The sequence below is a fragment of the Rhizorhabdus sp. P4_G5 genome, assembly GCF_056401065.1.
The window spans coordinates 175615-191575 of sequence record NZ_JBFUKB010000002.1 but is presented as its reverse complement, the minus strand read 5'-3'; the positions used below and the strand labels follow the sequence as shown (position 1 = coordinate 191575).

Here is a 15961-nt window from a genome sequence, read left to right as displayed (position 1 = left end):
GCATCGATCTTGACCGTTCTCACCGCGCAAGCGCCCCCAATATGCCGGCATCGAACTTGTCCGGAGAGAATTTGCGCGCCTGGCTCATGGCCGCTGCCGGATCGAAGGCCGGCAGCCAGGCCTCCATCGCCCGAACGCCTTCCACCAGCGACGCGGTCGTCTGTTCGGCGAAGTAAAGACCGCTGCGTCCCGGCGCTACGGTGTCGAGCGCGCCGCCCTTCCCATAGGCCAGCACCGGGCGCCCCGACGCCATCGCCTCGACGGGCACGATGCCGAAATCTTCCTCGGGCGTGAACACGAGCGCCTTGGCCCGCGAATAGGCAAGGCGCAACTGGTCGAAGTTCAGCTTGGAGACGATCGTGATGTTCGGCCCGGCGCGGCGCCTTAGCTCCGCCGCCATCTCGCCTTCGCCAACCATCAGCAGGGGAAGCTTCAATTCGTTGAAGGCGTCGACCGCCAGGTCCGCGCGCTTGTAGGGTGTCATCTGGCCGACCCAGAGATAACGGTCCTCGAGATCGGTGGTGGGCCTGAACAGGTCTACGTCGACGGGTGGGAATACCACCTGCGCATCGCGGCCCCATGCTTTCTGCACCCGCTTCCGGATGAAGTTGGAATTGGCGAGAATCGTGTCGACCCCGTGCGCCGAGCCGGAATCCCACGCCCGAAGGCGATGGAAGACCCATGGCATTGCCATCCTGGATAGGAAGCCCGCGGAGTGACGGTAATCGTGGTAATGGTCCCACAAATAGCGCATCGGCGAGTGGCAATAGCAGAGGTGAAAGGCATCGTTTGCGGTGATTACGCCCTTGGCAGGGCCGGACTCGCTGCTGATCACCAGATCATAGCCGCGCAGGTCCAGCTCTTCGAGCGCGAGCGGCATCAGCGGCAGGTACTTCTGATAGAGCTTCGAGGCCCAGGGAAGCTTGTTGATGAAGGTGGTCGTAACCTTGTGGCTCCTGATCAAGGAGGAGACCTGGTTCGGCACATAGACGTGGGTGAAGATGTCAGCTTGAGGAAATAGGCGCAGCAGACGCTCGAGCACTCGTTCGCCGCCGCGCATGCCGACCAGCCAGTAATGGATGATCGCCACGCGGCGCGGCGCTTCGCATGTCGCCCGCCAGGCTTCACGTGGGAACTCGGCGCTCAACTGTAATATTCCTTGTAGCTGTCATAATAGGCGGTGGCGTCGCCATATCCGAAGCGGGATTGCTTGCGCATATCGACCTGGCTGAGCACGACGCCGGCCAGATGCATACGGCGCGCGGGCAGCAGCTTCAGCGCATTGCGAACCGCATGGTCGGGCGTCTTGCGCCAACGCGCGATGAACAGCACGGCATCGGCCAGCGTCGCGATCACGCGTGCATCGACCACCGGCAGCACCGGCGGCGTGTCGATGATGATATAGGTGAACTCCTCGCGAAGTTTCTTGATGACGTTGGCGAGCGCATCGCCCGTGACCATCTCGCCGCCATCGACGGGGGTCTTGTTGAGCGGTAGGATCCAAATCCCGCTCTCATGATGCTGGATGAGGGCGTCGCTCAATGATGCGCGACCGCGGAGCACCTCGATCAAACCGGCATCGGCGGGATCGGCGATCAACTTGTTGGCTGCCCGACGCCGCGGATCGCAGTCCACCAGAACGACTTTTTCGCCATCGATGGCGGCAACTCGGGCTAGGCAGGCGGCCGTGGTGCTTTTTCCTTCCTTCGGCACCGCTGACGTAATGGCAACGACCTGGACGACCGCTCCTACCGAATATTCGATCGACGTTCGCAGGCTGCGCAGCGACGCGTTGAAGCTGGAATGCGGATGCTCTGCCACTGCCTCGAACGGGGCAGGCGGATTGTCGACGACGGAGTCGAGCAGCGGGATCGTTCCCAGATAGGGGACGTGAAGGTTGTTTTCGACGTCTTCCCCGGTGGTCAGGCCAGAGAAGAGCAGTTCGCCTCCGAATGCAGCGGCCAGCCCCGCACCAACGCCCAGGGCAAGCGCGAAAAACATGTTGAGCGGGATGTTCGGGCTGCTGGGTCCGTCTGGCGGCTGTGCCCAGGAGACAACACGGGCATCGGCGGTCTCGGTGCCCTCCTGCGCCGCAGCGGTCTTGTAGCGGTTCAGGTACGCCTCGTAGAGTCCCTGCGATGTTTCGGCCTTGCGGGTGAGGTCGTCGAAACCAACCAGCGCGCGATTGCTGCTCGCCAGCGTCCCCCGCGCCGCGCCGAGGCTACCGGCCACCGAGGACAGGCGCTGGCTGGACACGTTGGTGTTGGCCTTGAGATTGGAGATGACACGGCTGATCTCGCCTTGGATGGATTTGTCGAGATCGGCCACCTGCTCCTTGAGTTTGATGATGTCAGGGTGCAGCGGGCCATATCGAGCCTGCAGGTTTGCGAGCTCGGCGCCCAACTGCGCCCGCTGCGTCCGCAATGACGATACGACCGGTGATTGCAACGCTGCGCCGACATCGTCGCCCCGCGACCCGCTTCTGAGCTGCTGCTCCGCGGTGGCGAGCCTGGCGCGGTCTTCCGCGGCGGCGGCGCGCGACATCGCCAGTTGCTGGTCGTAGACCGAGACATTCTGCTCGGTCAGCTGCGCGGCATTGGTGCTCAGCAGATTATGCGCGATGCGGTAATCCTGCACGGCGCGGGTGTCGATCTGGGCCTGGCGGCGCAGCTCTTCCATCCGCTTCTTGAGGAAGACGATGGCTTCCGCATTTTCCCTGCGCTTGTCCTTCTGCGCCTGGAGCGAATATTGCCTCGCATATTCGTTCGCGACGAGCGTCGAAAACTCCGGACTTGTCGACGTGAAGGTGATCGTCAGCGCGTAGGATGCTCCCGCGCGAGCGACTTCGAGTTTGTCCTTCAGGAAACGGAGAACATATTCCCGCTGCGCCTGCGGATCATAGGCACGCTGCGACAAGGGTGGCGGCGTTCCGGTGATGAACGACTGGAGCGAAGCGAGACGGCCGGGCTTCGCGTTGCGAGGATCAAGCGCCGGAAGCTTGTCGAGCTGTAGCGCGTCGGCAACCTGGTTGGCCAACTCGCTGGAGCGGATGACCTCGACCTGCGTGTCGACGATGGGTGAGGAAATCTCGCCGGTGTCGGGGACGATCTGCTCCTGCAGCGGTGTCACCTGCGTCGGCCTGCTGTCAAAGACGACCTGCGACGACGCTGAATAGAGCGGCGTCGCCCGGAATGTCATCAAAGCCACCAGCGAAACGATTCCAAGCAAGACGCCGAAAAACAGAGCCCTACGCCGCCGCAATATCGCGATCAGCGTGTTGAAATTGACTTTGTCCTTCGCGGCTTCTTCGCCAGTGTTCCCTGTCAGTGCGAGATTTTGACGTGCTATCTCGTGGTCCCGGTAGAGATCGATATTAGTGGACAATGGGGTACCCTCGTGCCGCAGGAGCTCACCGGGCCACAACGTGCGTTGCCCGATTTCGTTTCGCCGCCTCGGTGGTCGGTGAGATAAAAGCGGCCATTTGTGCGGTGCGGCATATACTTTTGCGCCGAGTGCGGCATTTTGGGAGGCAAGCCGAGGTGCCAATGTGCTGCTCTGCACATTGGCACCGGAACCCTTGCGAGAACGCTAGATCAGCGCTGGGCCAGAATGGACAGGGAAATGCGATTTCCGCGATAGTCGTTGTTGAACAGGCCGCGCCCATTCTGCTGCTGACGATCATATGCGAGTGTGACGGCGAAGTTGCGGTTCAGATAATATCGCGCACCGGCTCCGGCATAGTAGCGCTGTTCGCGACGGTCGATGCCGCGATAGGTTTCCCGAGTTCCTTCGACGTAACCCGTAAGAATCAGCCGCCTCAGCAGTTCGTGCTCGACTTCCAAGCGCACGCGGCTCTGCAGCACGCCGGGCACCCCGGCGATGGCGCTATCCGCGATCTGCCGGCTGGCTTTCAGGCGGAAGGTGGTCAGTCGCGTGGGTTCGTAGATCAGGTTGGCGCTGTAATTGAGGCCACTGAACCCCCGGAAACGAGGGTCGTCGAAGGATTGATGAATATAGCCAAGCCCGGCCTCGCCGTGGAGCAGGCGCGTGACTTCGAACCTGATGCCGGCGAGCGCGGTGTAGCCCTTGGAATCGCGGCTCTTCAGATTGCGGTAGTTGATCTTGTTGATCGAGGTGGAGACGAACACGCTAGAGGAGCCGCCGATCCGGTTATCGACCCGAAATCGCGCGACCAGCGTATCATGGTCTCTCAGGCTCTGGTCGACAAATATGCCGCCGCCCTTTATGTCCTGGTAGCGATAACGGTCGGCGCTGACTCCGCCGCTGAAGGCTATCCGGTTGAATGACTTGGCGGTGCGGAGTGCGGCGCTATAGCGATCATAGCGGACCGGCTCGCCGGTGACGAAGTCGTTGCCGACGGTGCCACGGGGTTCAACAAGATGCCCATAGTCGGCCGTTGCCCCGACGTTCCACGACTGCAAGATGTCCAGCCGGCCATCGGCCGTGGCCCGATATTCTTCGCTGTTCTGGTCCTGATTGGAAAAATAGCGCCGTACGGTGGACGACGCGCTCATCACCAGGCTGTGGCTCGTCCAGTTCGATCGGGCGACGACGCTGGGCGTGACCGTTACCAGGCCGTCACCGACGACGTTGTTATCGCGCAGAAATATATTGTCATCGTAGGTCAATCGGGCCTGCACGGAGGGGTAGATCCTGAAGCCTCCCGCGCCAATGCCGGAGGGATCATATGTCGTCGGCCGAGAGTCGGTAAGTTCAACGCTCTGCGCCTGCAAGGCTGTTCCTGCCAGAGCAAGTCCCGCGGCGATCAACCCTCTGGTGAACACTATATTTTTTGTCATTCCCTGATGACCCCGCCTGGTTTGGCCCATGAACTTGGTGAACGCTTTCGCCCTTTTTCGCGTATTGCCCGATCACGCATGCGGCCCAGCGAACGTAGTCACGAAATTGTTCCAATAAATTTTCATGGCGCGTGCATCCTTCTCGACAAAGTTGCGTTTGGTCAGCCGTCGAGGTCGCTCGACCAGCAATACGGACATGAGGCCTCGGTTCAGGACTTGGATCATTCAATTTTAAAGGATGGTGCCACGCTGGGCAGCCCGGACTCCGTCCGCAGTCCGCTCCGCATTTGGCGAATAGTCAAACCAGCGTGGTTTTTCTGGCTCAGCCTGGCGATCTTCGTGATTCCGACGATAATCGATCTTGCGCGTGGCGCATGGACCGAGGAACAGACCGCCCATGGGCCGCTGATCTTCGCGTCCGGGCTATGGCTGATCGGCCGGGAACGCCGCAAGATCATAGGGCTTTCACGGCCAGGTTCGCTGCCATTGACGATGATCGTGCTGGTGCCGGCGCTGCTGCTGTTCGTCGCCGCCCGGGTGCTGGGCTGGCTCGGCGTCGAGTGCCTGTCCGCCTATGCCGCCTGCATCGTCCTATTCTATTACCACGCCGGAGCGGCAGCGTTGCGCGCGATGTGGTTTCCGCTGCTGTACATGGTGTTCATGTTCCCGCAGCTCGACACCATCGTGCTTCCCCTGAGCCGGCTGCTCAAGATGGGTATATCCTCAATGGCTGTCGAAATTCTCTCCAGGCTTGGATACGAGGTCGCGCAGGCAGGTGTCGTGATCTTCATCGACCAATATGAGATACTCGTTGCGACAGCCTGCTCAGGTCTTAATTCGTTGCTAACCCTTTCGGCTATCGGCGTGTTCTACGTCTATGTCTGCTACGAAGGCCGCTGGCGGGAATCGCTACCCCTGCTGATCCTGATCTTCCCCATTGCGGTGACGGCCAACTTCACGAGGGTTTTCGTGCTGATCCTCGTCACCCATTATTTCGGTGACGCCGTCGGGCAGGGGTTCGTCCATGACTTTGCCGCGATCTTCATGTTCGTGGTCGCGATGGTCGCGCTCGTCACCGCCGATACGGCCGTGCGCGCCATTCGTGGCCGGAGCGGCCGACAAGACCGCGTGACGATATGAGCCAGGACAGCTGGGCCGGCATCTCGCCGTCGCGCCGGCAGCTTCTGTTCGGGGCGCTGTTGCTCTCGGCATCGGCTGCCGGCCTGGCACTGAAGCCGAACCGCAGCACCAACCCGCTCCCGAAGGGCGCTCTGGAGAAATCGATCCCGGCCACGATCGGATCCTGGTCGACGAAGCGCGCCAGCAGCTTCGTATTGCCGCCGGAGGACGCCGACCCGCTGCGCATATACGATCAGGTGCTCACCCGCGCCTATCAGCATCCGTCGGGCGTCGTGTTGATGCTGCTGATCGCCTATGGCAGCGGGCAGACCGGCCTGTTCCAGGTTCACCGGCCGGAGGCGTGCTATCCGGCCAACGGTTTCACGCTCGGGCCGAAGCGGACCGTCAGCGTCGACGTGCGTGGCGGAGAACGCATAGCGAGCGGCTTCTTCACCGCCAGCGCCTATAGCCGCATCGAGCAGCTGCTATACTGGACGCGCATCGGCACCTCCTTTCCAACGACGTGGCTCGAGGAAAACCTGGCTGTCGTTCATAGCAACTTCTCGGGCTCGATTCCCGACGGAGTGATCGTGCGGATGTCGATCATATCGCCCGACCAGGATCGGTCGCTCGCGCTGCTGAAGTCGTTTGCCAGGGAATTGACGGAAATGTCCGGGCCAACCGCGTTGAAAGTCATGCTAGGTCCGAAGGCATGAACATCCGCCGCCGCCAATGCCAGCATGTTATCGGGAGAGAGCAATGAAAAACCCCCACCGCACCATGATGTTGATCGCTGGCCTGGCGCTGCTGGCCGGCTGCGGGAAGAAGCCGGAAGGGCAGGTCATCGCTACCGTCAACGGTGACGAGATCACCCGGCAGCAGCTCAACATGCTCATCCGCGACAGCGGGTCGGCATCGGCGGCTCAACGCAAGCAGCGCCAGAACGAGGCGCTGTCGCAGCTGATAAACCGCGAACTGCTGGTCGAGGCGGCCAAGGAGCGCAAGATCGACAAGTCGCCGGAATATCTGGCTGCGGTTCGGCAGGCGTCGGACAGCATCGCGATCCAGTTGCTGCAGCAGCAGATCGCGCAGTCGGTGCATACGCCGCTCGACCTGGATGTGTCGCGTTATGTCGCGGAGAATCCCACTCGCTTCGAAAGGCGTGAGATTTTGACCGTGGACCAGATCCGCGCGCCGGAGTCAGTGCTGCGCACGGGCTGGTTCGCTGCTGCGAAGTCGCTTGACGATGTCACCGCGGGCCTGCGGCAGAACGGCATCCAGTTCGAGCGGGCGACGCGGGAACTCGACACCATCTCGATGCCGCAGCCGATCCTTGCGCAAATGCTCGCTGCCGGCCAGGAGCCCTTCGGCCTGGCGTCTGGCGGGATCGCGACGATCGTCACCGTCCTGAAAAGAACTCCTGCGCCGCTGATCGGCGACGACGCCCAATCGGCCGGCCTGGCGCTCATGCGCAAACAGTCCGCGGAAGAAGCGCTACAGCGTACCCTGACCGCTCTCAAGGCGCAGGCGAAGATAGACTATCAGAATGGCTTCGGCCCGCCGGCGCCCGCGCGAAAGTGACGGCATTTCCCCGGCATGGTCGTGGACTGGTTCGATCCGGATCGCCATTTGGAACGGCCCTGCTGCGAACGTCGCTCAGATCAGTATGAAACTGCTCGCCGCCAGCACCGGCTTGGTGCTCAGCAGCCCGATCTGGATCTGAGCCAGCCCGCCGACGCCATCGGGATCATAATAGAGATTTCCCGTCGACTGCTGGTAGATGAGATGCTGGTCGGTGCTCACGGCTTGGGCGCCGTTGAAGAATCCTGATGCCGGTATCGCGCCTGCCGGCAGGTTCGAGAAGGCGGTGAACACCGTGCGGGACAGCTGGAACAGGTCTTCCCCGGCGACGAAGTCCTTCACCTTGTCGCGCTCGGCGGAAGTGCCGAGATAATCGAACAGGAATATGTCGGCGCCCGCGCCGCCGGTCAGCTCATCCGCCCCCACGCCGCCGATCAGCGTGTCGGCGCCGGCACCGCCTTGCAGGAAATCGCCGCCCTCCTCTCCCCATAACAGGTCGTTCCCGTCATTGCCGGTAAGCAAATCGCCGCCGAGGCCGCCATGCATGACGTTTGCGCCGGAATTGCCATTGACGATGTTGGCGAGGTCGTTGCCGGTCATCGAGAGGTTCGCCGAACCTGTCTGGTTCAGATTCTCGATGTTGGGATCGAGGGTGAAATCGACCGACGTGTTGACGGTGTCGGTGCCTTCGCCGACATTCTCGACAACCTTGTCGCCAATGTTGTCGACATAATAGCTATCGTTGCCAATACCTCCGACAAGCGAGTCGGCACCTGCTGTGCCATCCAGCGTATCGTTGCCAGCGCCACCCAAGATGGTGTCGGCGCTGGCATTGCCTGTCAGCACGTCGTTGCCGCCGAGACCGTTGATCGTCCACAAGTCGTTAGTGGGTGCCGTGAAGACGTTGACGCCGTTGTCGCCCGTCCAGCTCTTGGGTTCTGGCAGGTTGTTCAGGGCGATCGTAAAGGTCGTCTCGGCGAACAGCCCGGCGGCATCGGTGGCGCGTCCGACAATCGACTGGGTCGGCGTCGCCTCATAGTCGAGCACCGCACCGCTTGCGACGGAGATGACCCCTGTCGTCGGGTTGACGATGAACCGTCCGCCTGCGCTGTTGGTCAGGCTGAAGCTCAACGTGTCGCCCTGGTCGACATCAAGGCCGGATAGCGTCCCGACTACGGTCCCGGCCGCGGCGTTTTCGTTTACCTGAGCATTCGACAGACTGAGGTTGGTCGGCGCGTCGTTGGCGCCCATGATGGTAAGCGATACGGTCGCGCTCGATGTGATGCCGCCCTGATCGGCGACCGAATAGGAGAAGCTGTCTGTTGCCGTTTGCCCTGCGGCAAGCTGCTGGAACAGCGCGCCCGGGGAATAGGTGATCACACCGTTGGCCAGGCTGAGGTTGGCGCCCGCCGACGTCGTCGGCGGCAGGGGCTGGATAGTGAGCTTGTCGCCGGCGTCGGGATCTTTGTCGTTGGCGAGCAACACGCCGCCTGGGATAGTGCCGCCATCCTCGGACACGTTGACGGCATCGTTGAACGCGGTCGGCGCATCGTTGACCGCGGCGACGTTGATCGTGACATGACCCGTGGCGCTGTTGCCGGCGCTGTCGCCCGCTGCATAGGTGAACAGCGCTGCGCCGTTGAAGTTTGCAAAGGGCGTGAACAGGATGCCGCCATTGCCGTCGAGCACCACCGAACCGCCCGAGACGGCCGTCACGCCGCTGATGGATATCGGTAGTCCGTAGCTGTCGGTATCGTTGGCCAGCAGCGCGGATATCTGGAAGACGGATGGCTGGTCCTCGGTGCCCGCCAAGACATCCGCAGTGGCGATGAGGGGCGGCGGGCCGCCCTGCACCGCAAGCGGATCGAATATCTTGTACTTGACCGACGTGCCGAGATCGTCGCCGCCAAGCCCGCCATAGTCCGTCCATGCGACCGCGAAGCCGCCATTGCCCGCGGCGGCCACCGTGGGATCGGCCTGGACCCCGGGTAGCTGGCCGTTGACGATGAACTCGCCGCCGATCTTGACGCCGCCGCCGGTAAATATCTGTGCTTTGATCCCGGCAGTGCCGACCTCCGGGCCGCTGCCGCCATAATCGGCCCAGCTGATGATGAAGCCGCCGTCTGCCAGCGCCGACACGGCCGGGGCCAGCTGGGCTCCCGCCGTCGTCGTATTCGCTAGAGACTGGCCGCCGAGCGGGGATCCGGACGCGTCATAGATCTGGAAGGCGATGCCGTAATTGTCGGGATCGCCGCCGCGCTGGCTGGCATCGGCCCAGCTGACCACGAAACCGCCGGTGCTCAGCGCGGTGATGCTTTCCTGTTGCTGGTTGCCCTGCGTCAGGCTGTTGACGAGGAACTCACCGCCGACCTTCGCGCCAGCCGCATCGAAGAGTTGCGCCTTCACGGCATCCTTGCTGGTGTCGCCGCCGATCAGGCTGCTGTCGCGCCAGCTGACCACGAAGCCGCCGGCCGTCAGCGCGGCGACAACCGGCGTATCCTGCGCGTTGGCGGTGTTCGTGTTGACCAGGAATTCGGAGCCCACGGCATTGCCCGCCGCGTTGTAGAGCTGCGCCTTCACGCTGCTGACGCTGCTGTCGCCCCCCTGTCCGCTGGCATCCGCCCAGGTCACGACAAAGCCGCCGGATGCAAGCCCGGCAACCACCGGCGTCTTCTGTGCATTCAACGTCGACGTGTTGATCAGGAACTCCCCGCCCGTGGCGCTGCCGTTGGCATCGAAGACCTGCGCCTTGATGCCGCTGCTCGAGGTATCGCCGCCAACCGCACTATTGTCGGTCCAGGTCACGACGAAGCCGCCCGATGTGAGGCCCGCCACCGCGGAACTGTCCTGGCCGTTCAGCGTCTGCGTATTGACCAGGAATTCGCCGCCGATCGGATTGCCATCGGCATCGACGATCCGGCCCTTGATCCCGGTCACGCTGGTATCGCCCTGGCCGCTTCCGTCGGTCCAGGTGATGACATAATGATCGTTGGCGATGGCCGTGACCGACGCGAACTGCTGGTTGTTGGCGATGCTTGTATTGGCCAGCAGCTCGGATCCGCCGCCATAGCGATTCTCGACGATGGAGTCGGTGACGGACAGACCAAACACCTTGTTGAAGCTGTTCCCGAAGCCGTCGGTTGCCCTGACGGTCAGCGTAGCGCTGGAGGCGCTTTCATAGTCGAGCGCGAGACTGTCCTGCACGACCAGCCGGTTGCCCTGGATGGCGAATGCGCCGCCCGTGGAATCGTCGACGATCTCATAGCTGTAGAGCGCATTGCTGGCGCCATTGGCAGAGAGGCTGGCAAAGGTCGTGTTCTCGACCGCCGCCTCGGAGACGATGTTGTTGGACAGGCTGATGTTGCTGATCGCGCCCGTTGTGGGGGTAAGGATCTGCATCTTGATTCCCCCGTCGGGGTCTCCGTCGAGCCCGCTGCGGTCGGTCCACCCGATGACCAGCGCGCCGGATGCGAGCGAAGCGATGCTTGGCAGTTCCTGTGTCCCGAGGGTGGTGGAGTTGACCTGGATTTCGGCGCCGACCTTGTGGCCAAGATCGTCAAAGACCTGCGTCTTCACGCCGAAGCCGCTGGCATCGGAGGCGAGCAGGCTGTTGTCGCGCCAGCTGACCGCGAAGCCGCCGCCGGCGATGCCGGTGACGGTAGGCTGGTCCTGCGCGTTGAACTCCGTCGTGTTGACCTGGAATTCCGTCCCGACCTTCGCACCGCTCGCGGCGAAGACCTGCGCCTTCAACCCGGAGCCGCTGGTGTCCCCCTGGAGGCTGGTATCGCGCCACACGATGACGAAACCGCCGTTGGAGAGCGAGGTGATGGTCGGCTGGTCCTGCGTCGCCGCCGTTGTGCTGTTGACCAGGAACTCGGAGCCCGACTTCGCACCGCTGGCGGTGAAGACCTGGGCCTTGATGCTGGGCGCTGTCGGGTCGCCGCCCAATCCGCTGCTGTCCACCCAGCTCGCCACGAATCCGCCCGAGGCGAGCCCGGTGATGACGGGCGCCTGCTGGCTGCTCGCGATCGTGGTATTGACGAGGAACTCGCCGCCCACTTTCAACCCGAGCTCGTTGTAAATCTGGGCGCGCACACCGGTGCCGGTTGCATCGGGCGCAGTCGCGCTGGCATCGACCCAAGTAATGACGAAGCCGCCCGATGCGAGCCCGGTGACAACCGAGCTGTTCTGGTTGAGCCGGGTCGTGCTGTTGACCAGGAATTCCGATCCAATCTTCCCGCCGTTCGCATCGAACATCTGAGCCTTGACGCCGAGACGGTCGGGATCGGGGCCCACGGCGCTCGCATCTGTCCAGGTGACCACGAAGCCGCCTGAACCCAGCACCGCTACCGAGGCCTGGTCCTGCGCATTTGCCGTGGTGGTGTTGACGAGGAACTCGCCGCCGAGCGCACCGCCGTTGGCGTCATACAGCCGGGCCTTGATCCCCGACCCGCTGCTGTCGCCGCCGATACCGCTGCTGTCTGTCCAGCTGACGACGAAGCCACCCGTAGCCAGGGCGGTGATCGTCGCATCATTCTGAACGCCGGACGTCGTCGAGTTTGCGAGGAACTCGCTTCCCGCACTCGCATAAGCTCCATTGGCCATTGGCTTCCCAGTCGTAAACAGGTTGATCGATTCCGGCTGTATTCGCTGGTTTCTGCCGTTTTAGAGCAGGACGTCCTGCCGCGGATGTGCCATTCCGAGCCTCGCCCATATCATGTGAGGGATCGCGCTAAGCCTTTCGGGCGATCCGCGGAGTGCCCAGGCAATGCCCGCGTCACGACAGGATGTTCACGACGTCGACTGGTGCTGATCGACGCGCAGGTAACTGTCGCTGAAATCGCCGATCTGCCGCAGTTCGGCGATCTTGCTGACCGATATGCGTCGTTTGGTGCGCTCGATCACGCCTTGTTCGGTCAGCCATTTGAGCACGCGGCTGATGTGCACAGATGTCAGGCCGAGCGCGTCGGCGAACTGCTCCAGTGTGATCGACAACTGGCGCCGATCTCCGTCCTCGACGCCGGAGATGCTTAGGCGTGTATCCAGCTCACACAGCAGATGGGCAAGGCGGGCGCGGGCGTTTCTGCGGCCGATGTTCAGAATCCACTCATGGCAGATCGCTGCGTCGACGAGTGCCTCGATCCATATCGCCCTTCCGATCGAGGCGTTGGTCAACACCAGGCGCCGCAGCGCTGCCATGGGGAACTCCATGATCCGGATCCGCGTCATCGCCTGAACATTGTCCTCCGAGATGCTGAGAAAGAGATTTTGCAGGTTCAGGAAATCGCCGCTCATCTGGAAAGCGACGATCTGTCGGTCGCCCGCGCTGGTGAACTTCTGGCGGCAAGCCAAACCGTCTTCGATCAGGGCGAAATGCGTTACGCTTTGTCCCTCGCGCTGAAGGAAGGCCGAACGCTCGATCGTGCGGAATTGGCAAGGGATCGCCGCTAGCTGGGAATGGTCCGCGATCGTGAGCGGCGCATTTCGGCTGAGCCTCGAAAACAGCCTGATCGATTTATACCGGTTGATGGGCACTTGTAACTCCGTCGTGGAGCGGGTGAAGTTCTCAAGCGCCTGTGTTCACAATATTGCCGCGCATCATGATTGATGAACCGCATGACATCGTTTGTGCATGGTTCACCTGTGATATTCTTCTGAAATTACAGCGTAATGCTTATGGTGGAGGAACTAACCAGATCATCACACGTGCTCTCGGAATTGCGCGGTGGCGGTTAATCCGGCTCGACCACGACTCACGCTGTCGCAGGTCGTAGCTAGCCGCTTCAGCGTCGATCGCGCCGATTCAGATGGGCGGTGGGCGCCAGTTTTTCAATCCATCGGATTTTTCGCGCGACCGGTCTGCAACTGCTCGATTTTGTGTTGCTCTCGTCAAGCTATTGCGCTGACTCGACTGTCAGGATCGCCACGTGCGGCGCGCCCCTGGGCCGCTCTACCTATTTTGAGTTTCGGGCAGCTTCATGGGGGTAATGGACGTGCAGCGATTTCGGTATATTCTGAGGCAGCCTAACTCGGGGGGGTAGTGCCAGTGATCCAGCAGGTTCCAATGTCGGTTTTGGGTAGCCAAGAGGCGAACGAGGTGCTGAACGCTGTTGCGTGTGGCATGACGTCAGTGCTGCAAGCCAAGCTTTGGGCGGATGAACTTCGCGCGGAAGGATTTGCGGTGCTTGCCAGGGAAGTCGAACTGCGCCTGCCCGTGTGGCAATGAGCTAGGACCCGGACCAGCTAGCTCGTCCGGCTCCCAAATCCATGAGAAATAGCCCAGATCGCGGCTTGCGTGCGGTTTAGGCTCCCAAGTTTGCGCAGGAGCGTCCGGACGTGAAGGCGGACGGTCGCGATGCCTATTCCCAGGCGTACAGCGATTTCCTTGTTCGAGCAGCCGTCCGCCAGGCATCGTAATATGGCGAACTCACGCTCCAAAGGCGCCCCGTGGCGAATTCCCGCAGCCTGTCCTTCGCGCGAGCCGAAAGCTTCTACGAGTTCTGTGACCAGCGGGGAGGGGATGAACCTCTCGCCAGCGGCGATGAGCCGCAGCATCGAGACGAGAGCGGCGGGACTCGAACTCCACGATAGCACGGCATCCACGCCGGCCATGAAGGCGAGTCGCAGATGGTGGCGGTCGCAGTGGTCGCACAACAGCGCGATATGTGCCGAACTGTGGAGTTGCCGGAGGTTGGTTATGGTGGCGAGCCCTTGCTGGTCGACCGGCGCATCCAAAACAAACACATGTTCATCGGCATCGCTGTCCGCTGGAATAGGTCCGGCGGGGGCATGCACGTGCGACCCCACTACCAATCCGGCACCGCTCAGTATCTGTTCGAGACCGGCTGCCCGCAGTTCGGAATTGCTCAGGATCACCACGCTTACTGGAGCGCCGTGCACCGCATCCCCGGGCACCGATCGCGATATCGAATTCGCTTGCGATGGCGCAAGGACGAGTCGCGGTGGCATGGGCCGGCTCGAGCGATTGTCGCCCTCGTTCGTCAATTCAGGTGATCCGGCTGCGCATGATGAGCGGTGAGTCCTCTGCGGCCATATTGGAAATTGCCGTCGCGGAGAGGCTTGCCAAATGATGGTCGTTTATCCGCTTTGCGAGACATTGTTCGACCAGCGACGGTCTGCCGAGGCTAAAGCTTTCGTCTCCTCCGTTCGGTTCCGTCAGGCGCATTGGAGCATCGCTGGCCCGCCAATTCCGAGGCCCTGCCATCGAGGCTAGTCCGCGGGCGAGCTGAGTTCGCATGACGCAACATTGTTGCTTCGAAGATAGGTCGCGGATGTGCCGTGCGGGACGAACGCATATTTTCCATCGATGGCTATGGTCTTGTAGAGGTAAATGGGCAGCGCAGCCCGCTTGCCCTTGCTTTTCCAGGGATAGGCATAGCTGCGCTCAGTACCCGGTATGACGATGTAGGAGGCTTTCCCGCCATTGTCGGAGAATATCAGCAGGAAATCGTTCGACGGCCGGCCACCTTTTCCCCGCGGGGCGGCTGACCAATGGAGAACGGGGCCTGCGGCGGAAGCTTCGCATGAGAGGCCGGTGACGAAACCGAGGATCGCCGGAGGGACATCTTCGGAAGGATTGACGAACTGAGGGTTGTCAGGATTGCCCAGCGCGGTAAGGATTGGAGCCGGCCGGGCCGGTTGTATTGCAATGATGCCAAGCACAAGGAGCAGGCATGGGCGGATTGTCATAGTCATGCTATGCATTCCTATCCAGTTGATCTTGGAGATCATCGTGTGGGTAAGCGTGTGCTAAGTAAGATGTGTGCTTTCCAGATTTTGTTCCTTGATGCACTAAGTCAGAGAATTCACAGAGGGAGCCTTCGGCTTACATCATTATTGCCACGAAGCGACCGAACGGGCTGCTGGCAGGAGGGGCCGTGGATGGAGTCGTCTTGACGCAACCTGCCGTTACCCGATCGTCGCCGGACGATGCGCTGTGCGACTTGCCCGGCTACGCCCTGCGCCGCGCCACCAATGTGGTGATGGCGTCTCGGACGCGTCGATTCTGCTCTTGATCGCCGAGCGCACCGACCTGCTCGCGCGTATTCCCGCCCAGCCCGCTCTCATTTCCTTCCGGCGCTGAAGGCTCTGTTGGCCTGATGGTGGTTCAGCGGAGGACTAACAGATCGCGGGGTTCAAGAGCGGCACGCCGCTTCTCTATCCCGCCATTTCAGACGACCAGTTGGCACATCATGTCGGTGCGAGGGCGTCAGCATTGGCTGTTCACGGGCCTGCAATGACCCGATCGCAAAAATGCCGCCGGCTTGTACCCGGCGCTATTTTGCAGCAGTCGGCATGTTGCCGCGGTCACCCAGGGCCAACCGGGCGTTACCATATCCCTTTATGCGAAGACGGCTGAGACCAAGACGGCGAAAGCGGAAAAAAGAAGGGTGGCGGCCAAATTTGCGCTGAGCCGTTGG

12 protein-coding genes are annotated in these 15961 nt (G+C 61.9%); 5 read left to right on the top strand and 7 right to left on the bottom strand.

Going from position 1 to position 15961, the window contains the following annotated elements:
• Nucleotides 1-19: 19 nt before the first annotated feature.
• From AC1DQK_RS03170 to AC1DQK_RS03160, 3 genes are all read right to left on the bottom strand, one after another.
• On the bottom strand, nucleotides 20-1147 hold the full coding sequence (locus AC1DQK_RS03170; protein ID WP_477867321.1) for a glycosyltransferase: 1128 nt from the start codon (nucleotides 1145-1147) through the stop codon (nucleotides 20-22).
• Nucleotides 1144-3198 (bottom strand): GumC family protein, encoded by a 2055-nt coding sequence (locus AC1DQK_RS03165; protein WP_477867727.1) that lies wholly within the window; start codon nucleotides 3196-3198, stop codon nucleotides 1144-1146. The genes AC1DQK_RS03170 and AC1DQK_RS03165 overlap by 4 nt, the downstream gene beginning before the upstream one ends.
• Nucleotides 3199-3593: 395 nt before the next feature.
• Nucleotides 3594-4820, bottom strand: a complete 1227-nt coding sequence (locus tag AC1DQK_RS03160) for an outer membrane beta-barrel protein (RefSeq protein ID WP_477867319.1) — start codon at nucleotides 4818-4820, stop codon at nucleotides 3594-3596.
• Nucleotides 4821-4898: 78 nt separating this feature from the next.
• Between AC1DQK_RS03160 and xrtV the strand changes: the two genes are divergently transcribed.
• The 3 genes from xrtV to AC1DQK_RS03145 are packed head-to-tail and all read left to right on the top strand — an operon-like array spanning nucleotide 4899 to nucleotide 7520.
• Nucleotides 4899-5960: an exosortase V gene (gene xrtV, locus AC1DQK_RS03155; protein ID WP_477867317.1), complete on the top strand. Its 1062-nt coding sequence runs from the start codon at nucleotides 4899-4901 to the stop codon at nucleotides 5958-5960.
• Entirely contained in the window at nucleotides 5957-6655 is a 699-nt protein-coding gene (epsI, locus tag AC1DQK_RS03150; protein WP_477867315.1) for an exosortase-associated protein EpsI, V-type, read from the top strand. Before xrtV ends, epsI begins: the two co-directional genes overlap by 4 nt.
• Nucleotides 6656-6698: 43 nt before the next feature.
• Entirely contained in the window at nucleotides 6699-7520 is an 822-nt protein-coding gene (locus AC1DQK_RS03145; RefSeq protein WP_477867313.1) for a SurA N-terminal domain-containing protein, read from the top strand.
• Nucleotides 7521-7595: 75 nt separating this feature from the next.
• On the opposite strand, the gene AC1DQK_RS03140 is transcribed toward AC1DQK_RS03145, so the two are convergent.
• Together AC1DQK_RS03140 and AC1DQK_RS03135 are read right to left on the bottom strand one after the other, a co-directional pair.
• On the bottom strand, nucleotides 7596-12125 hold the full coding sequence (locus tag AC1DQK_RS03140; RefSeq protein ID WP_477867311.1) for a beta strand repeat-containing protein: 4530 nt from the start codon (nucleotides 12123-12125) through the stop codon (nucleotides 7596-7598).
• A 186-nt stretch (nucleotides 12126-12311) separates the two neighbouring features.
• Nucleotides 12312-13055, bottom strand: a complete 744-nt coding sequence (locus AC1DQK_RS03135; protein ID WP_477867309.1) for a Crp/Fnr family transcriptional regulator — start codon at nucleotides 13053-13055, stop codon at nucleotides 12312-12314.
• Here AC1DQK_RS03135 and AC1DQK_RS03130 point away from each other — a divergent pair.
• On the top strand, nucleotides 12991-13128 hold the full coding sequence (locus AC1DQK_RS03130; protein WP_477867743.1) for a hypothetical protein: 138 nt from the start codon (nucleotides 12991-12993) through the stop codon (nucleotides 13126-13128). The two genes, AC1DQK_RS03135 and AC1DQK_RS03130, sit on opposite strands and share 65 nt — an antisense overlap.
• Nucleotides 13129-13566: 438 nt before the next feature.
• On the top strand, nucleotides 13567-13746 hold the full coding sequence (locus AC1DQK_RS03125) for a hypothetical protein (RefSeq protein WP_477867307.1): 180 nt from the start codon (nucleotides 13567-13569) through the stop codon (nucleotides 13744-13746).
• Nucleotides 13747-13763: 17 nt separating this feature from the next.
• On the opposite strand, the gene AC1DQK_RS03120 is transcribed toward AC1DQK_RS03125, so the two are convergent.
• Nucleotides 13764-14399 carry a response regulator transcription factor gene (locus tag AC1DQK_RS03120; RefSeq protein ID WP_477867305.1) on the bottom strand — a complete coding sequence of 212 codons (636 nt, stop codon included), beginning with the start codon at nucleotides 14397-14399 and terminating at the stop codon, nucleotides 13764-13766.
• Nucleotides 14400-14750: 351 nt separating this feature from the next.
• Nucleotides 14751-15272 carry a hypothetical protein gene (locus AC1DQK_RS03115; RefSeq protein ID WP_477867303.1) on the bottom strand — a complete coding sequence of 174 codons (522 nt, stop codon included), beginning with the start codon at nucleotides 15270-15272 and terminating at the stop codon, nucleotides 14751-14753.
• Between the last annotated feature and the right edge of the window lie 689 nt (nucleotides 15273-15961).